Here is a 19,498-nt window from a genome sequence, read left to right as displayed (position 1 = left end):
TCCTTTATTATGTTCTTGCCTTCTTAAGGTTAAGGCAAAGCCCTACATAACATCCAAATACGTAGGGCTATTAAGCTTAATTAGCTACAGTAGATTAATTGTGCATCGAACCTTTTTTAGTTAAACACTAAATGATGCACCACAACCGCATGTTGTTGTTGCATTAGGATTATTGACAAAGAAACGAGAGCCTTCTAGGCCTTCTGTGTAATCGACAATGCCACCTATCAAATATTGTAAGCTCATCGGGTCAACCACTAATGTCACGCCACTATTAACGATTGTGGTATCGCCATCGTTTACATTTTCATCAAAGGTAAACCCATATTGAAAACCGCTACAACCACCACCAGTAATATAAACGCGCAGTTTTAGCGCTGGATTCTCTTCTTCAGCAATCAACATTTTTACGCGTTGTGCTGCAGTATCAGAAAATGACAATGGTACATTTACTTCACTCACGATGGCCTCTCTCACTCGTGTTAATACCTGTCAGACTTATTATGCTTAACTTATGCCTGTAAAGGTGATTCTTTTTTAATAATGCAATGATTATCTAATACCTGACCTATTCGTTCAAGTATTCACCGTCACTTAAGCTAAAACTCCAACTATCGAGGCATTATGCACTGAAAAAACACTCACTGTCGCGTGAGTTGTACACTATACGGCGCTTATTTGGCTGTGAATGAGCTCAGAAAATGAGTGAAAAAAAGTGTCTTTGGTGAGTTTGGGTATACAATGCGACACCAACTGGTCCGAACAAGCAGAAGAGGATAAATCCATGACCAAATCAGCAGAGCTTTATCAAAAGGCACAACGTGCAATCCCCGGTGGAGTTAACTCTCCTGTACGTGCTTTTAACGGAGTTGGTGGCTCGCCGATTTTTATCGACCGCGCAGACGGCCCGTTGATTTTTGATGCTGATGGCAAAGCTTATATTGATTATGTCGGCTCTTGGGGGCCAATGATACTAGGCCACAATCACGCGGTCATTCGTGAAGCCGTGATAGGCGCAGCGCAGCGCGGTCTCAGTTTTGGTGCGCCGACCGAGATGGAAATCGATATGGCAGAATTAGTTTCTGAGCTGGTTCCATCGATGGAACAGTTGCGTATGGTCAGTTCCGGTACCGAAGCGACGATGAGCGCCATTCGTTTAGCTCGTGGATTCACTGGGCGCGATAAAATTTTAAAATTTGAAGGCTGCTATCACGGTCATGCGGACAGTTTGCTAGTAAAAGCAGGCTCTGGCGCCTTAACATTAGGCCAGCCAAGCTCTCCTGGTGTGCCTGCTGATTTTGCTAAACATACACTGACCGCCACTTTTAATGATTTAGAATCTGTACGTGAATTGTTCGCGGCCAATAAAGACCAAATAGCCTGCATTATCGTCGAACCAGTCGCGGGCAACATGAACTGCATTCCACCAGTAGAAGGGTTCCATGAAGGCTTACGTGAGATTTGTGACCAAGAAGGCGCTCTGCTGATCTTTGATGAAGTAATGACAGGTTTTCGTGTTGCACTAGGTGGTGCACAGGCTTACTACAACATCAAACCAGACTTAACAACGCTAGGGAAAGTGATTGGCGGTGGTATGCCTGTTGGCGCTTTTGGTGGACGCCGTGATGTGATGCAATACATCGCTCCAACGGGCCCGGTGTACCAAGCTGGTACGCTATCAGGTAACCCTGTGGCTATGGCTGCGGGTTATGCCTGCTTGACGCTTCTAAAAGAAGAAGGCAATGAAAAACGTCTCGCGGCCAAAACAAAGCAATTGGCTGATGGATTCAAAGAACTCGCAGACAAACACGGTATTCCTTTGCTGGTCAGCCAAGTTGGTGGCATGTTCGGCTTCTTTTTTACCGATCAAGAACGCGTCACCTGTTATGAAGAAGTCGCAAAATGTGATGTTGAACGTTTCAAGCGCTTCTTCCATTTGATGCTCGATCATGGTGTCTATTTAGCGCCTTCAGCTTTTGAAGCAAGTTTTACTTCTTTGGCGCACGGCTCCAAAGAAATTGAAGCGACATTAGAAGCGGCCGATCGCTGTTTTGCGATGATGGCAGCTCAAGCGGAATAAGCACCATTAGGCAGACTCATCATAGTATAAAGGGCTGTAGGTCAGCCCTTTATTTATTTCAGACTCAATAAGCAAGCTATCATTGCCAGTAATAAATCACTAAAACGACCAACGCCATCATGCTGATGGCAAACCACGGTAGCTTCAACTTTTTTTTATGCTGGTTTTGACACCCTTTTTCATTATCACAACATCCCATCTCATCAGTTCCTCATTGATAACACGCTGATTTGCAGTCATTATAACCCTATTACTTTACAAGGTTGGATTAACAACGTGTCAGAAAAAGTGAAAATCACCTCTAGCCACTGGGTGCTCATTGCGGCACTTGTCGCTGCGGCTATTGCTTGTTATCTGTTGATTGCACCTTATATCAACTCGATTGTCATGGCTTTCATCATCTCGTTATTGATGTTTCCCATTCATGAGTGGCTCGAACGAAAAATCCCCAAATACAAAAATACCGCCTCGTTTCTCTCGTGTATTATTTTGACGTTTATTATTGTGATTCCACTGCTGTTTGTCTTTGCTGCTATTGTGCAGCAAGGGTCGGTATTTTCTCAGAACATGTACCAATGGGTCACTCATGGTGGCATTCAAACCGCCTTTGCTCATCCTTGGATTGTCAAAGGACTCGCCATTGCGAATCAATATTTGCCCTTTGATGAAATTCAGCCACAACAAATCGCACAAAAAGTGGGGCAATTTGCCAGTTCATTTGGCACCAACTTGGTCAGTATTAGCGCAAAAGTGCTGGGTGATGCGACCAGTTTTTTGATGGATTTCTTCTTAATGCTGTTCGTGTTGTTTTTCCTACTCCGTGATCACGATAAGCTCATCAGCGCTCTTAGGCACATCTTGCCATTGTCGCGTAGTCAAGAAGACAGGTTGCTCTGCGAAATTGAGCAAGTCTCCAAATCGGCTGTCATGGGGTCATTTTTAACCGCAATAGCGCAAGGCTTTGCGGGTGGGTTTGGTATGTGGCTCGCCGGTTTCCCTGGGTTATTTTGGGGCACCATGATGGGGTTTGCTTCGTTTATTCCGGTTGTTGGTACTGCTCTGATATGGATTCCAGCCACTGTTTATCTCTTTCTAACCGGAGATAGCACATGGGGCATATTCTTGGCCCTATGGAGTATCATTATTGTAGGCTCAATTGATAATTTATTGCGGCCCTTTTTAATGCAAGGGAGCGCGGGTATGAACACCTTAATGATCTTCTTCTCTCTGCTCGGTGGTATTCAGCTGTTTGGCCTGATTGGGTTAATTTACGGCCCACTCATTTTTGCCATCACTATGGTGCTGTTTAATATTTATGAGGAAGAGTTTAAAGGTTTTCTCAATCAACAAGATAATAGCTAACTTTTGACTTACTAACGATCAAGCTAGAAGCAAGGGGCAGACTGTGCGAGAATCTGCCCCTCTTTTTTTAGCGCAGAGCCCACTATGTCCAGTTACACCGCACCAAGTCAAATTGCCCAACGTCAGCTTGCTTATTTCGAAGGAAAGCATCTTTTAGTGGCTGGGGAAGCGGAGGATTTATTTCCTGTAGAGTTAGCCAATCATTGTCGCTCTGTTTCGGTGTTCACCACTCATTATGGTTACTACCGCCAACTCGAATCCTATCCGCAAATTACATGTCATTTTGGCGCTCAATTTGAGCAAAAAACCGATGCTGACATGATTCTGCTTTACTGGCCCAAAGCGAAGCAGGAAGCTGAATATCTGCTTGCAATGCTGTTGGCCAAACTGGGCAAAGAGACTGAGATTGTGGTGGTAGGTGAAAACCGCTCGGGCATAAAAAGCATTGAAAAAATGTTTGCAGCTTATGGGCTGGTTAAAAAGTATGATTCAGCTCGACGCTGTTCGTTCTATTGGGGGCAATGCACTCAGCAGCCACCGAGCTTCCAAATTGCAGACTGGTTCAAAACTTATCAGGTGCAGTATCAGCAACACTCACTGATTGTAAAAAGTTTACCTGGCGTATTTAGTCATGGTGAGTTTGACCTCGGCAGCCAACTGTTACTTGATACACTACCTAAACTGAGGGGTAAAGTTCTCGACTTTGGTTGTGGTGCTGGTGTCCTGGGTACAGTAATGGCTACATTAAACCCAGATATCGAGATTGAACTGTGCGATATCAGCGCGCTTGCGATTGAATCAACCAAAGCAACCTTGATAGCGAATAACATATCAGGGAATGTATTTGCCTCTGATGTCTACTCAGATACCGCTAAAGATTACCAATTTATAGTCTCAAACCCCCCTTTCCACTCCGGATTAGAGACCAGCTATAGTGCGACAGAAGCCTTACTGGCGAACGCACCAAGCCATCAAACCGCGAAAGGCGAACTTTTTATTGTGGCCAACAGTTTTCTTAAATATACCCCGCTGATTGAACAGGCTTATGGTCATTGCGAGGTGTTAAATAAAACTAACAAATTCATCATTTACCACGCAAAAAAAACATTACAAAAGTCGCAACAATAAGTGTAATCCACTCTCAATTGGTCACTAAACTGAATGATTTTTACCAATTTTGTGTTAGTGACCACGCTTTCCACAGGACTTACTTGTCAAAGTAAAAAAACTCGTTAATTTCGTCACTTTAGGTTTTCTTTGTTTTTTCATTCACTTTAACGGCTACCTCATGCCGTTAAAATCTCACGGAAAGTAATGCCTTTTTCTATGTTTAGGTTCTCTCGTAAGCAAAAATTTAAGCGCCTGCAAAATACTCTTATGCTGGCCTTTCTCGTTTTGAGCATCACGCCTTTAACTGTGACTGCCATTTTTTTTCTGCAATCACACACTAAAGATCTTCAAGAACAAAGCACGTCTCACTTATTGTCAGTCAGAGACACCAAGCAACAGCAAGTTCTCGATTACCTCGCGGCCAAAGAATCAGAAGTGATGGGGTTTGTTCGTTCAGAGTTAGCTTATGCCAGTGGAGGGCGCTTTTACGGCTTAGTCAATGCGTTCCAAAGACTTGGTCTGGATATTGATCAAGCTCGTGAGCATGCCCAGCAGCGTTATATTCCTGGCTCTGGTGATCAGATAAAAACGTCAATATTGCCACAATCGAGTAGCTATGTAGGCAGTGAGCGGTATCGCCTACTGCATAAACGCTATCATTGGGCGTATTTAGAACTGCTTAAACGTTCTGATTTTGACGATATTTTACTGGTGGATCTCGGCGGTGATGTTGTTTATTCCGTTTATAAGCACGGCAACTATGGAACGAATTTACTGACTGGAAAATACAAAGATAGCAATCTGGGTAAAACATTCCGCCAGTTAGAGCAGCAAGTTAGCGAACAACGAAAAACCAATGAAGAATATACACCAGTCATTATTTCTGACTTTTCACCACAAGAAGGGCAATCAGTTGCTTGGCTTGGCGCGCCGATTATTCAGCAGGGCTACCTGCACAGCTACGCCATGTTCCGCCTACCAAACAATGGCATCACAAAACTCGTTGCTGACACCAATGCGACATCGCAAATAAGAACTTTACTCGTCGGGCAAGATCATCATTCTCGAATACTCTCTTACACGCAGCAAGAAATCGAGACTAGTCAAAAAGTGATCAATCTTGCGCTTTCTGGATTGAGTGCCGTTGGTACTTACACTAATACATTGAATGAGAAAACCATTGCCGCCTATGCACCTGTTGCAAACAAAAATATCAATTGGGCTTTGGTGGTAGAGATACCAGAAAAAGAGGCTTATGCGCGAGTTCATCAGCTTGAGAAATTATTTATTTTCGCCATGCTAACCGCGATTATTTTAGTCGTCATCGCTTCACATTATCTCTCTAACTTTATTACCTCTCCCCTACTGAAGCTCACTTGGGCGGCAGAAAAAGTCTCAGCTGGGGATTTAGATGAAAATGTTATCAATACCGATCGTAAAGATGAGATTGGTCGACTCGCAGTGAGTTTTGAGCGTATGCAGCGTTCAATCCGAGAAAAAATGCAGCTGATTAAGGCGCAAAATAAAGAGCTCGAAAGCAACATTCAATTAATCCGCAAACAGAACGATGAGTTGCATCTCGCTAACAAACTAAAAGATGAATTCCTAGCCACAACGTCACATGAATTAAGAACACCGCTGCACGGTATGGTCGGTATTGCAGAAGCACTGATCTCTGGGTCAAGTGGAACTATCACCGCCGATCATCGTTATCAATTGGGCATAATCATCAGCAGTGGACAACGGCTGACAAACTTGGTCGATGACTTACTCGATTACCATAAGATGCGCTATGGCAGCTTGGATATCAAACAGTGTGCTGTTGATCTATCCGGCGCAACACGCTTAGTGCTAGAGCTGTCTAACCATCTACTCAACAAAAAGCCCATTCGCGTAATAAACCAAATCCCTGACGAATGCATTTGGGTCTCTGCCGATCCACAACGATTAGAGCAAGTGCTTTATAACCTTGTAGGAAACGCCATTAAATATACGACTGAAGGGAAAATTGTCATTTCAGCCAATGTGGTTGATGACAAGATTCGTGTCCAAGTTGTCGATACGGGACAAGGCATTCCAGCAGAGCAACTTGAACACATCTTTGAACCACTGATTCAAGCAGGGCAAGATGCCAGTCGTTATCGACAAGGCGCTGGTTTAGGTCTTTCGATCAGCCGTCAATTGATCGAATTGATGCAAGGAACGCTTTATGTCAGTAGCCAACCTATGGTCGGTACAACATTCAGCTTTACCTTGCCATTAGCATCAAAAGCGGAAATTGAGTCGACAAGCTATATGGAAACCGGCCATTTCCAATCTCCGACCATTTCAGACATTGAGCTGCCTGAAATGCATTCACTGCCTGAAAATAAAGAAGGCCCAGTGCTACTGATAGCAGATGATGAACCCGTCAATCTGCGTGTCCTAGACAGCTTCCTACGTTTAGAAGGCTATCAAGTCCGCACCGCTAAAGATGGCAATGAAGTCATTAGCGCGGTCGAAAAAGAAAAACCGGAACTTCTACTGCTCGACATTATGATGCCAGGATTAAGCGGCTACCAAGTCTGTGAAAAGTTAAGAGAAACATACGATCATGCCGAACTACCTATCATTATGTTGACCGCATTAAATCAAACTGACGATAGAGTTCGTGGTTTTGCAGCGGGAGCGAACGATTACTTATCGAAGCCGTTTAATAAGCAAGAGCTCGCTGCACGTATTACGGCGCATTTAACGGCCAGCAAAGCTGAACAAAGACGTATTGAGAACAACCAACTGCAACAAGAGCTGAAGCATAGAGCCATGGTAGAAGCCAGTTTATTGGAAACCCAAGGCCGCCTACTAGAGCAACTTGAATCTGCTCCTGAGGCGATTATTTGCATTCGAGACGATCATAAAATCCGCTTTGCAAATGAAGCAGCTGCTCGGTTATTTAAGCGTAGCCAAGAACAACTAAAGCGCTCAAATGCGGAAGAACTCATCGCTCCCAAATACTTAGTCGTCGAGCAAGAGCATTACTGCGGCAATATCGATATCTATGTCGAAGATACACGTCAGCATATGTCTGCTGATGTGTTACGACTACCGGATGGCTCTGGGTTGCAGGCTATGTACATCTTTAACGTGGGTGGAAACATCAATGCAGCGCGCATCAATAACCTTGAAACCGCTATTGAAGCGCTATCCAGTTACGCATTTGAAGGCGATAAAGAAAAACTGCAACAGCTCAAAGAACTCGGTGGCGAGTTCACTCGTATCGCCGACAAAGTATCGGGAGAGAGTCAATCTAAGCAAGATTTAATGCGCGAAGTACTGGTTGAAGCAATGACCAGTGCTTTAGATTACTGGGAACGGGTCAGTAACCAAAGCAAGTTTACCTTTGCAGAGCAGAGTGGGCTATGGCGAGTGTATCTCGATAGAAGCACATTACAGACTCGGACACTAGACAAGTACTTACGTATCGAGACACTGCCTAAAACACCTCGCTGGCGTACCGTTCTTAATTCGTTAGATTACATTCTTGATCATTGTCAGGAGCACGGCCCTGAACGCTCTCACATCGAAGCGCAGCGCGATAAATTGCAAAAGCTACTGACCTCATCACTCTAAGTACATCAACACCATTAAGCCTGCACTCTGCAGGCTTTTTTATCACTATATTTCCATGACCATCAACGGAACAACCACCCCATTGATGCATCCAGAGTGATGACTAGTTAAATTTAATCAATGTTAACCTCAAGCATCCATTACTCTGCTGCGCCTTATTCACTGCGTATTACAAACCTTACTTCTCAATAGAAAAAAAGAGGCAAAATGATGATAAAAATTGGAAGTAAAAACTGATTTCTAGGCAATTTCACCAGCAGATTTTCAATTGTAGATGAATAAAGATCCAGATTGCGAACCGAATCACAACAATTCGGCAGAATTAATTTAAGTAAAAAAATTAACGATAAAACTATAAGTGAGCAAGATCTCATGATACAAAAAAAACAAAAAAACATTAAAAATAAAGGCACAAAAAGATAGCGAGCGCTTACAACCATAAGTTAATCGAATTGAGTATGAGAGGCAGATCACTGACCTAAATGAGAGTAAAAATCAAACCAAAGATGGTAAATTGACGTTTATAACGGTCACTTTCTACAAATTGACGTTTTTAACGGGAATTCAAATTGATAATTTTCTCTCCAAGGTGTCTTCTTACTCCTGCCAAAGGTCTACAGGCCACTCATGTTGACCAACTCCTCCGGTTTGTTAACACGCAATGAGGTAGGCCTTGGAGAGTGTTTATCAATTGATGACATTCATATCCATTAGTGAAATGAAAGCAAATAGTAAGGAACAGCTATGCTTGCCAATATTAAAAAAACAGCGCTAGCCGCTGCAGTAATCGCCGCCGCAGCGAGCCTTTCAGCTCCAGCAGCCGCACGCAGTGAGCTAACGATCGTACCTGATTTCTACCCTACAATGGTACGTAACTTTAACCCGTATCTAGCAACAAACCTACGTACGACCACTGATTTCATCTATGAACCACTGGTCATCTTCAACGAAATGCATGGTAATACACCCGTTATGCGTTTGGCTGAAGGCTTTAAAATGTCTGATGACCTAATGAGTGTTACTTTTGATATCCGTAAAGGTGTTAAATGGTCAGATGGTCAAGCATTTACAGCGGATGATGTCGTGTTCTCTTATGGCTTATTGAAAAATAAACCTGAACTCGACCAACGCGGTATCAACAAGTGGGTAACGAGCGTAGAAAAACTGAACGACTACCAAATCCGTTTCCGTTTAAGTGAAGCTAACTCAAACGTACCTTATGAAATCTCGTTAGTTCCTATCGTTGCTGAACATGTATGGAAAGATGTGAAAGATCCAGCGACTTTCACCAACGAAAACCCTGTAGGTACTGGTCCGTTTACTGAAATCGACACCTTCACTCCACAGCTATACATCCAATGTCGTAACCCGAATTACTGGGATGCTGCAAACCTTGAGGTTGACTGTTTGCGTGTACCTCAAATTGCAAACAATGACCAATTGCTAGGTAAAATTGTTAACTCTGAACTCGATTGGACCTCTTCATTCGTTCCAGATATTGACCGTACTTATGCCGCTGCAAGCCCTAGCCACCACTACTGGTATCCGCCATCAGGCACACAAGCATTTATGGTTAACTTCAAAAACCCAGATGCAGTAAAAAATGAAGCGCTAAGCAACGTTGATTTCCGTCGCGCATTCTCTATGGCTCTTGACCGTCAAACTATTATCGATATCGCTTTCTATGGCGGCGGTACCGTTAATGACTTCGCTTCAGGCTTAGGTTATGCATTCCAAGCTTGGTCTGATGAAAACATCCACAATAAGTACAAAGGCTACAACACGTACAACGTTGAAGGCGCGAAAAAACTGCTTGCTAAAGCGGGCTTCAAAGACGTGAACAAAGACGGTTTTGTTGATACTCCATCAGGTAAATCTTTTGAGCTACTTGTTCAATCACCAAATGGCTGGACTGACTTCAACAACACAGTACAACTTGCCGTTGAACAGCTTGCCGAAGTAGGCATCAAAGCACGTGCTCGTACTCCAGAGTTTGCGGTTTATAACCAAGCAATGCTTGAAGGTACTTATGACGTCGCTTACACCAACTACTTCCATGGTGCGGATCCACATCTATACTGGAACAGTGCATACAACTCTGCACTACAGAAAGGTGAAGGTATGCCTCGTTTTGCTATGCATTTCTACAAAAACGACAAGCTAGATACTTTGCTAGACAGCTTCTACAAAACAGCGGATAAAAATGAGCAGCTAGAAATCGCTCACGGAATTCAGAAAATCATTGCTGAAAACCAAGTGACCATCCCTGTAATGTCAGGTGCTTACATGTACCAATACAACACAGCACGCTTTAGCGGCTGGTGGAACGAAGAAAATCCTAAGGGTCGTCCAAACATTTGGGCTGGTATCCCTGAGCGTCTATTACACGTACTGGACCTAAAACCAGTTAAGTAAGTAGAAGTTCATTCCTTGCGGCGTACTTCGTGCGCCGCTAAATAAAATCCCCTAAATACCTAGCAAATGTATAACGCTCGTCGTTAGGGGATTTTTCGCTCTAAATTTCGCTAGGAGCGACCTGAAACCAGGTACAGGATAAAACTGGGTGAGTAAGGTGTGAGTTATGGGTTATTTTTTAAGACGTTTGTCATTTTATTTTATCGCGTTGCTGGTTGCAGCAACATTGAACTTCATTATTCCGCGAGCCATGCCTGGAGACCCAGTGACCATGATGTTCGCAAACGCAACAACGCAAGTAACGCCAGAACGAATCGAAGCGATGAAACAGCTTCTCGGTTTCGTTGATGGTCCGTTACCCGTACAGTATTTGACCTATTTAAAAAGCATTCTAAGTTGGGAATTAGGCACGTCGATTAAGTTCTATCCGTTAAGTGTCAATGAATTACTGGGTAGTGCATTTGGTTGGTCGTTATTTCTAGCGGGTACTGCGGTTGTGATCTCGTTCTCAATCGGTTCTCTACTGGGCATTTTTGCCGCATGGAAACGAGGCAGTCGTTACGATACGTTTATTACCCCAGGGATGTTGGTTATACAAGCCGTTCCGCAAGTGGTTATTGCGATGATCGCTATGTTTACTTTTGCTATCGGCTTGCAATGGTTCCCTACGGGTTATGCCTACACTGCTGGTACGATGCCAGATTGGACAAATTGGACATTCATTAAAGATGTGGCTTACCACGCTTTCTTGCCTCTTGTCTGTGCGTCTCTAGTACAAATCGGTGGGTTTCTCGTCAACATGCGTAACAACATGATTAACCTGCTCGCTGAAGACTACATCACGATGGCGAAAGGGAAAGGGCTCAGCGAAAACCGTGTGGTTTTCCAGTACGCCGCTCGTAATGCTTTATTGCCAAGTGTCACCGCTCTATCAATGTCTTTGGGTATGGCTATCGGTGGTCAGCTCATCATTGAAATTATCTTTAACTATCCTGGCCTTGGTACCGTTTTATTTAATGCGATCAACGCTCGTGATTACCAAGTTCTGCAAGGGCAGCTACTGATTATGACGCTCTTTATGCTGTTCTTTAACCTGTTGGCGGACATGCTTTATGTCGTACTAGACCCTCGCCTACGCAAGGGAGGTAAATAATCATGAAAGATCTCATTAAACTCATTCGCGGCAATACCGTTGCCATGGTCGGTGTCATTATTTTGGGCCTATTTTTATTCATCGCCCTTGCTGCGCCACTGATCACCAAACATGCGCCAGATAAACGTACCGGAAATCCACACGAATACCCATCGTTCGTCGTCAAAGCCGCTAAAGCAGATCCGAATGGCTGGATTGCTGAAAACTTGGCGACTGACCGCCGCACCTTACTACTCTCAAAAGGTGAAGACCATGTGCTAGGCACCTCTCGTATGGGACGCGATGTTTGGTCACAAGTGGTGTATGGCGCACGAGTCTCACTCGCCGTGGGTTTTGGCGCAGGAATGACCGTCTGTTTTCTTGCGACTGTGATTGGTGTTTCTGCGGGTTACTTTGGCGGTAAGGTCGATGACATTCTAACCGCCGCTATGAATATCATGCTGGTGATACCGCAATATCCTCTTTTATTCGTGGTCGCGGCATTTATTGGAGAGGCCGGCCCATTAACCATTGCACTCATCATTGGCTGCACCTCCTGGGCTTGGGGCGCTAGGGTCGTACGCTCACAAACCCTCGCACTGCGTGAGAAAGAATTTGTCAGAGCGGCGGAAGTCTTGGGTGAATCATCATGGCGCATCATTTTCGTTGAGATTCTACCTAACCTCATCTCCATCGTTGGCGCTAGCTTCATCGGTTCAGTGATGTACGCCATCATGATGGAAGCGACCATCTCCTTCCTTGGTCTTGGCGATCCAAACACCATCAGTTGGGGCATCATGTTGTACAACGTTCAAACGTCCTCTTCTATGCTGATTGGCGCTTGGTGGGAACTGCTTGCTCCTTGTATTGCTTTGACTCTGCTCGTTACTGGTTTGGCTTTACTGAACTTTGCGGTCGATGAAATTGCCAACCCACAACTGCGTTCACACAAAGGAATGAAGCGTTGGAAAAAACTCGCAGAGCAAGACAAGAAAGAGCGTCAGCCTGACCTGCCACCACAAAATGCACTTTGGAGCGGAGATAAATAATCATGACAAACCCACTTATTTCAATCCGTAACCTATGCGTTGACTACATCACCGACGCCGGTGATGTTCGAGCATGCAGCAACGTCAGTTTTGACATTGCACCTGGCGAAGTATTTGGCCTTGCTGGTGAATCTGGCTGTGGTAAATCAACTATCGCATTTTCACTGATGCGTCTGCATAAGCCGCCCGCGTTTATTACTGGCGGAGAAGTGATTTTTAATGGTGAAAATATCATTAAATACAGCGATGAACGCATGCAATCCTTTCGCTGGAGCCAAATGTCGATGGTGTTTCAAAGTGCGATGAACGCTTTGAACCCAGTATTGACGATGGAAGAACAATTTTGTGACGTGATCATGCGCCATACCAACATGACTCGTGAACAAGCTAAACGCCGTGCTGAAGGTTTGTTAGAAATTGTCGATATTCACCCAAGTCGCTTAAACGATTACCCACACCAATTCTCTGGGGGTATGCGTCAGCGCTTGGTGATTGCAATTGCTCTCGCGCTCAATCCTAAAATGATCATTATGGATGAGCCCACTACGGCACTTGATGTGGTTGTCCAGCGTGAAATATTGCAAAAAATCTATGCGCTGAAAGAAGAGTTTGGCTTCTCTATCTTGTTCATCACCCATGATTTGTCGTTGATGGTCGAGTTCTCCGATCGAATTGGCATCATGTATTCCGGTGAATTAATTGAAGTGGCTCCTTCTAAACAGATTCTGGAAAGCCCTTTCCACCCTTACACAAAAGGGCTGGGTAGTTCTTTCCCTCCACTGACAGGCCCTAAAACGAAGTTAACTGGAATACCAGGTAACCCGTTGAACTTATTGGATATACCTCAAGGTTGTCGTTTCCAAGCTCGTTGCGATCGCGTACATGAAGCTTGCACCAAAATTCCAACGAGTTTGCGCCAAATAGAGCTTGGACGCTTCTCCAGTTGCCACCTTTACGGTGACCCAATTGCTCAAGTGAAACTGTAGAGCACAAGCTGTATTACAAAAATTTCTGGAGACAATTATGAGCAAAAATTTCGGTGAATTACTGGTTGAGGGGAAAAATCTAGTTAAAGATTTTCCAATCAACAGTAACACCCTAAAACAACCTATGATGCGAGCGATCAACGACGTATCGTTCAAAATGTTCAAAAGCCGCGGCTTGGCTGTCGTGGGTGAATCAGGCTCTGGCAAATCAACAACCGCTAAAATGATTGCCAAAATGTACGCCCCAACATCCGGTGTAATTGAATACAAAGGACGCGATATTTTAGACATCACTTCACGCAGTGACCTGATGCACTATCGCGAAGGCGTCCAGATGGTATGGCAAGATCCGTTTGGCTCACTCAACCCAACTCATACCATTTTTCATCATATTGCTCGTCCACTGCTTATCCATAAAAAAGTGACGTCAGGTAATAAGAGAGAGTTAGAAGAACGCGTTCACGATTTACTGGAACAAGTCGGCCTTATTCCACCAAAAGAAACAGCCGCGAAATATCCGCACCAGTTGTCTGGTGGACAGCGCCAACGTGTCAACTTAGCGCGTAATATCGCGGTTGGTGCCGAAGTTGTACTGGCTGATGAACCAACCTCCATGTTGGATGTGTCGATTCGTGCGGGTGTTCTCAACCTGATGGAAGAGATGAAGTTTGAAAAGCAGATGTCGCTGCTTTATATCACGCACGACATCGCCACCGCACGCTACATCGCCGAAGACTTAGCCGTCATGTACGTCGGACATATGGTGGAATGGGGCGATACCGAAGAGATCATTCACGATCCTCAGCACCCATATACTCAACTATTGGTTTCCGCTGTGCCCGATCCTAGCAAATCGATACACGAGAAGCTCAAAGGGAACAAAGGCGAAATTCCACTTTGGACTCCGGTATCAACAGGCTGTCCTTTTGCTGGTCGATGCATGCAGGCGAGTGACAAATGTCGTGAACAACTTCCAGCGGTGACTCAGTTGTCTGATAACCACTTTGTTCGTTGTTACTTATTTGAATAATCACTAACGCACACCCTAAGCGATTGAAGCCGCTGACATAACCTCATCGGTTTCAATACGTTAGGTAAAAATATAAAACAAAGTCAGCACACGCCCCCCGACGGGTTGAGTGCTGGCAAGAAATCAAAGATCTGGCTTGGAGATGTTTAATGCTGCTACTGATTAACCATATTGGTTATGAGCCACAAGGGCCAAAACAGGCGATATTAATGAGTAACACACTCCGTGTTTCTTCCGATATCGCCCTGCTTGTTTGTGCAAACAGCCATCAAACGGTGTCGACTTTCGTTGTTGAACCACAAGCTAAAGTCGCACATTGGCATTTAGGTAGCTTTTACACGATCGACTTTTCTCAATACACCACTTCAGGACAGTATTACCTGCGTTTTGAAAATACCCACTCCCCTATTTTTGAAATTGGTGAAGGGATACTGATGAAAAAAACGTTTTCTGATGTATTGCACTACTTCAAATCACAACGTTGTGGTGGCATTTTCGACCAGCAAGATAAGCTCGTACCACTGCTTGGTACATCAACCACTGCCGATGTACACGGTGGCTGGTTCGACGCTTCCGGTGACGTCAGTAAGTATCTGAGTCACCTTTCTTACGCCAATTATTTAAACCCTCAACAAACCCCAATGGTGGTTTGGAATATGCTAAAGGGATTGGCACAACTAGAACACCACTCGAGTTTTGCTGCATTTTCTCGCACTCGCCTTAAGGAAGAGGCGTTATTTGGTGCTGATTTTCTGATCCGCATGCAAAACTCCGAGGGGTTCTTTTATACAACGGTCTTTGACAAATGGAGCAAGGACATTAAGCAGCGAGAGATCTGCGCCTATACCACTCAATCAGGCCACAAGTCTGACGATTATCAAGCCGGATTTCGTCAAGGGGGAGGCATTGCGATTGCCGCTCTTGCGGTGGCAGCACGTTTAGATGTTCACGGTGATTTCACCTCAGAACACTATTTAACAGCGGCAGAGCATGGTTACTGGCATTTAAAAGAAAATAACACGCGCTATCTCGACGATGGCCAAGAGAACATCATTGATGCCTATTGCGCTCTGCTTGCATCGGTTGAGCTCTACCGCTCAACTCATCAAGCAAATTATCTACTTGAGTGTCGTCTTTGGGCACAAAGGTTATGCGCTTATCAACACAGCGACACTAACATCGCTCATTATTGGGCAGCCAATAGTGATGCCACTCGTCCTTATTATCACGCCGCCGAAGCTGGGCTACCAGTGATTGCACTGTGCGAATATCTCGAGATTGAAACAGAAGAACACCGCAAACAATCGGTCGTTCAAGTGATTGAGAATGCTTGCCGCTTTGAGCTCACCATCACTCATCAAGTCAGTAACCCATTTGGCTACCCACGCCAATATGTAAAACCTGTGAATGGCGACAAACGCTGCGCATTTTTTGTCGCTCACGACAATGAATCCGGCTACTGGTGGCAAGGCGAAAATGCGCGTTTAGGATCGCTCGCGTGTATGGCTTATCGCGCCCAAGCCTTCGTCAACGCAGATCTGCATGCCCCTTTAACCCGCTTTGCACAAAATGCATTGAACTGGATTATCGGATTAAATCCATACGATATGTGCATGCTCGATGGGCACGGTCGCAACAATCCAGACTACCTACCCCATTTAGGCTTTTTTAACGCCAAAGGGGGAGTGTGTAATGGCATTACAGGCGGTTTTGAAGATGAAGAAGATATCGCTTTTAACCCAGCGAAACAGAAGGATGACATGATGCAAAACTGGCGTTGGGCTGAGCAATGGATTCCTCATGGTGCTTGGTATCTGCTGGCCATCACAACCCAGTTTTGCCACTTCTCAACACCAGACTTAGAGAGGCAATCATGACTTTTTATTATGTCGGTATTGATGGAGGCGGCACATCATGTCGCGCACGCATCCGCAACGAGCAAGGCGCGCTGTTAGGTGAAGCGAAAAGCGGTAGCGCCAATATTTTATTGGGTGTGGAACTTGCCATGCAGGCAATCATTGATGCAATTACTCAAGCGGCGCACCAAAGCGGGCTGACGAAAGAGAATTTTGCTCAGATGCACGTGGGTCTTGCTCTGGCTGGTGCAGAACAAAAATCCGCATGGCATGCGTTTATGTCTCAGACACATCCTTTTGCTTCACTAACGCTCAACACAGATGCTTACGGTGCCTGTATTGGTGCTCATAATGGCGACGATGGCGCAATTATGATCGCGGGAACGGGCTCTTGTGGCCTATTTTTACACGCAGGGCAGCAGCATGTGGTCGGTGGACGTGAGTTTCCCATATCCGATCAAGGCAGCGGTGCCATCATGGGGTTACGCCTAATCCAGCGCGTGTTGCTCATTGCAGATGGTATCGGCGAGCCTTCATTATTAAGCGCTCATGTGATGCAACATTTTAACCACGATGTTGATCAGATTGTCGAATGGTCAAAAACCGCACTCCCACGCGACTATGGCCAGTTCTCTCCCGTTATTTTTTCTCTAGCGCAACAAGGTGATGCGCTGGCGATCGAGCTTCTCAAACAAACTGCGGCAGACATCGAAATGTTTCTTGTCGCTCTTCATAACAAAGGAGCCAAGCGGATCTGCCTCATGGGTAGCATTGCAGAGCGTATCTTGTATTGGCTTTCTCCACCAGTACAACAGTGGATTGTTCAACCTCAATTCGACGCTATCGAAGGCGCGATTATGTTTGCCGGCAAAGCCGAGCATAATTTGTATTAAGGAATCACTATGAGCTATCGAATTGACTTTGCGGTACTCTCAGAACAGAAGCAATTTTGCCGTTTTGGTTTAACGTTCCATAACTTAAGCGATCAAGACCTAAAAGACTGGTCGTTACATTTTGTGATTGATCGCTTCATTCAGCCAGACAGCATCACCCATGGCAACGTAGTGCAAATAGGCAGTTTCTGCTCATTAACGCCAGATATGACCGTGCTTGCTGCAAACTCACATTTTTACTGTGAATTTAGCATCAAAACCGCCCCTTTCCATTTTTACACTGATGGCGTAAAGCACGCTTTTGTTCAATGCAATGGTGAGCAACCGATCGAACGTCATGATGTGATCGTAACTCCGATTGCTCTCGCCTCGCCTTATCGTGAGCGCAGTGAAATACCCACAACAGAAGCCGCGAGCCTCAGCCTCATTCCATTACCAAACAAGATTGAATCCGGCACAGGGCATTGCACCTTAACGACTTCGAGCCAGATTACCTTGCAATCCACATGCGCTGAGCAAGCTGCGACTTGGTTACAACAGGAACTCAACCGTATATTTGATTTTCAGCCCAAACCCATTGGCAGCGCTGATATTATCTACCGCACTAACCCGACCTTTGACGAGGGCGCGTATCAACTCAACGTCGATCGTACCGGCATTCGCTTAGAGGCGAGTGGCCATCAAGGCTTTATGTATGCTAGCGCGACCCTGTTGCAGTTGATTCAAGTTCAAGATCAATCGTGGTTAGTCCCCTGCGTCAAAATCAGTGATGCGCCACGCTTTAAGTACCGAGGCATGATGCTCGATTGTGCGCGCCATTTTCATGGAATCGAGACAGTTAAGTGGCTTATTAACCAATTAGCGCATTACAAATTCAATACGTTCCATTGGCATTTGACCGATGACGAAGGATGGCGTATCGAAATTAAAGCACTGCCACAACTCACCGACATCGGTGCATGGCGAGGGGTTGATGAAGTGCTCGAACCTCAATACAGCTTGTTAACGCAGCGCCACGGTGGTTTCTATACACAACAAGAGATCAAAGAGGTTATCGCATACGCTCAAGAGCGTGGTATCACAGTGATCCCTGAAATTGATGTTCCCGGACATTGCCGCGCCGCGATCAAATCTCTGCCTCATTTGCTGGCCGATAAAGAGGATCAATCACACTATCGCAGCATTCAATATTATAACGATAACGTCCTCTCCCCCGCCCTTGAAGGAACGTATGAGTTCTTAGATATCGTCTTGCAAGAAGTCTCTGAGCTATTTCCATCCCCCTTTATCCATATTGGTGCTGACGAAGTGCCCGATGGGGTCTGGATTAACAGCCCTAAATGTCAACAACTGATGGCTGATAATGGCTATACCGAGGCCAAAGAATTACAAGGACACTTATTGCGTTATGCCGAACAAAAACTGCGTACGCTTGGCAAACGCATGGTCGGCTGGGAAGAAGCACATCATGGCAATAAGGTCAGTAAAGATACCGTTATCTACTCTTGGCTTTCTGAAGCGGCGGCATTGAACTGTGCCAAACAGGGGTTTGATGTGATTTTACAACCCGGTCAGTACACGTATCTGGATATTGCTCAAGATTATGCGCCAGAAGAACCGGGCGTTGACTGGGCAGGTGTTACCCCATTAGAAAAAGCCTATCGCTATGAACCTTTAGCCGAAGTGCCCGAAAACGATCCACTCCGTAAGCGAATTCTCGGTATTCAGTGCGCTTTATGGTGTGAATTAATCAATAACCCACAGCGTATGGAATACATGATTTACCCACGCTTAACTGCACTCGCCGAAGCAGGATGGACTCATAAAGTGCATCGTGATTGGCAAGATTATCTGTCACGGCTCAAAGGACATCTGCCGATGTTGGACAAGCAAGGCATCCGTTACCGAGCACCATGGAAATAAACACAACACTTGGAGTCGGCATTACCTCTCCTTGGTTTTCTCTAGCATAATTT

General features: G+C 45.1%; 13 protein-coding genes. 12 read left to right on the top strand and 1 reads right to left on the bottom strand.

Annotated elements, in window-relative coordinates:
• Window positions 1–120: 120 nt before the first annotated feature.
• Window positions 121–462: an iron-sulfur cluster insertion protein ErpA gene (gene erpA / locus EXZ60_RS08265; protein WP_026027518.1), complete on the bottom strand. Its 342-nt coding sequence runs from the start codon at window positions 460–462 to the stop codon at window positions 121–123.
• A gap of 322 nt (window positions 463–784) precedes the next feature.
• On the opposite strand from erpA, the gene hemL reads away from it, so the two are divergent.
• From hemL to EXZ60_RS08205, 12 genes are all read left to right on the top strand, one after another.
• Complete coding sequence (gene hemL, locus EXZ60_RS08260) at window positions 785–2,080, top strand: glutamate-1-semialdehyde 2,1-aminomutase (RefSeq protein ID WP_026028237.1); 1,296 nt, start codon at window positions 785–787, stop codon at window positions 2,078–2,080.
• Window positions 2,081–2,356: 276 nt separating this feature from the next.
• Complete coding sequence (locus EXZ60_RS08255; protein ID WP_094125595.1) at window positions 2,357–3,442, top strand: AI-2E family transporter; 1,086 nt, start codon at window positions 2,357–2,359, stop codon at window positions 3,440–3,442.
• Window positions 3,443–3,526: 84 nt separating this feature from the next.
• Window positions 3,527–4,570 carry a 16S rRNA (guanine(1207)-N(2))-methyltransferase RsmC gene (rsmC, locus tag EXZ60_RS08250; protein ID WP_017043556.1) on the top strand — a complete coding sequence of 348 codons (1,044 nt, stop codon included), beginning with the start codon at window positions 3,527–3,529 and terminating at the stop codon, window positions 4,568–4,570.
• A 198-nt stretch (window positions 4,571–4,768) separates the two neighbouring features.
• A complete protein-coding gene (locus tag EXZ60_RS08245) occupies window positions 4,769–8,161 on the top strand; it encodes a response regulator (protein WP_277435553.1) in 3,393 nt (1,130 codons plus the stop codon).
• A 744-nt stretch (window positions 8,162–8,905) separates the two neighbouring features.
• Window positions 8,906–10,576, top strand: coding sequence for an ABC transporter substrate-binding protein (locus EXZ60_RS08240; RefSeq protein WP_013857639.1), 1,671 nt, complete (start codon window positions 8,906–8,908; stop codon window positions 10,574–10,576).
• Window positions 10,577–10,742: 166 nt separating this feature from the next.
• On the top strand, window positions 10,743–11,729 hold the full coding sequence (locus tag EXZ60_RS08235; protein ID WP_277435541.1) for an ABC transporter permease: 987 nt from the start codon (window positions 10,743–10,745) through the stop codon (window positions 11,727–11,729).
• 2 nt (window positions 11,730–11,731) lie between these two features.
• A complete protein-coding gene (locus EXZ60_RS08230) occupies window positions 11,732–12,757 on the top strand; it encodes an ABC transporter permease (RefSeq protein WP_013857641.1) in 1,026 nt (341 codons plus the stop codon).
• Window positions 12,758–12,759: 2 nt separating this feature from the next.
• The gene (locus tag EXZ60_RS08225; RefSeq protein WP_013857642.1) at window positions 12,760–13,743 is read left to right on the top strand and encodes an ABC transporter ATP-binding protein; all 984 of its coding nucleotides are present in this window, start codon (window positions 12,760–12,762) and stop codon (window positions 13,741–13,743) included.
• 37 nt (window positions 13,744–13,780) lie between these two features.
• Window positions 13,781–14,773, top strand: coding sequence for an ABC transporter ATP-binding protein (locus EXZ60_RS08220; protein WP_013857643.1), 993 nt, complete (start codon window positions 13,781–13,783; stop codon window positions 14,771–14,773).
• Between the two features lie 149 nt (window positions 14,774–14,922).
• A complete protein-coding gene (locus EXZ60_RS08215; protein WP_277435540.1) occupies window positions 14,923–16,650 on the top strand; it encodes a glycoside hydrolase family 9 protein in 1,728 nt (575 codons plus the stop codon).
• Entirely contained in the window at window positions 16,647–17,522 is an 876-nt protein-coding gene (locus tag EXZ60_RS08210; protein WP_064624438.1) for an N-acetylglucosamine kinase, read from the top strand. Before EXZ60_RS08215 ends, EXZ60_RS08210 begins: the two co-directional genes overlap by 4 nt.
• Window positions 17,523–17,531: 9 nt before the next feature.
• On the top strand, window positions 17,532–19,445 hold the full coding sequence (locus EXZ60_RS08205) for a family 20 glycosylhydrolase (protein ID WP_277435539.1): 1,914 nt from the start codon (window positions 17,532–17,534) through the stop codon (window positions 19,443–19,445).
• The last annotated feature ends 53 nt before the right edge of the window (window positions 19,446–19,498 follow it).

Source organism: Vibrio sp. 1151_11 (assembly GCF_029478525.1).
Taxonomy (GTDB): Bacteria; Pseudomonadota; Gammaproteobacteria; order Enterobacterales; family Vibrionaceae; genus Vibrio; species Vibrio anguillarum.
This window is presented reverse-complemented; position numbering and strand designations above follow the sequence as displayed.

Bases quoted from the DNA above. Each gene is read 5' to 3' on its own strand.
- hemL (WP_026028237.1), top strand. From the start codon at position 785: ATGACCAAATCAGCAGAGCTTTATCAAAAGGCACAACGTGCAATCCCC.
- rsmC (WP_017043556.1), top strand. From the start codon at position 3,527: ATGTCCAGTTACACCGCACCAAGTCAAATTGCCCAACGTCAGCTTGCT.
- EXZ60_RS08245 (WP_277435553.1), top strand. From the start codon at position 4,769: ATGTTTAGGTTCTCTCGTAAGCAAAAATTTAAGCGCCTGCAAAATACT.
- EXZ60_RS08240 (WP_013857639.1), top strand. From the start codon at position 8,906: ATGCTTGCCAATATTAAAAAAACAGCGCTAGCCGCTGCAGTAATCGCC.
- EXZ60_RS08235 (WP_277435541.1), top strand. From the start codon at position 10,743: ATGGGTTATTTTTTAAGACGTTTGTCATTTTATTTTATCGCGTTGCTG.
- EXZ60_RS08230 (WP_013857641.1), top strand. From the start codon at position 11,732: ATGAAAGATCTCATTAAACTCATTCGCGGCAATACCGTTGCCATGGTC.
- EXZ60_RS08225 (WP_013857642.1), top strand. From the start codon at position 12,760: ATGACAAACCCACTTATTTCAATCCGTAACCTATGCGTTGACTACATC.
- EXZ60_RS08220 (WP_013857643.1), top strand. From the start codon at position 13,781: ATGAGCAAAAATTTCGGTGAATTACTGGTTGAGGGGAAAAATCTAGTT.
- EXZ60_RS08215 (WP_277435540.1), top strand. From the start codon at position 14,923: ATGCTGCTACTGATTAACCATATTGGTTATGAGCCACAAGGGCCAAAA.
- EXZ60_RS08210 (WP_064624438.1), top strand. From the start codon at position 16,647: ATGACTTTTTATTATGTCGGTATTGATGGAGGCGGCACATCATGTCGC.
- EXZ60_RS08205 (WP_277435539.1), top strand. From the start codon at position 17,532: ATGAGCTATCGAATTGACTTTGCGGTACTCTCAGAACAGAAGCAATTT.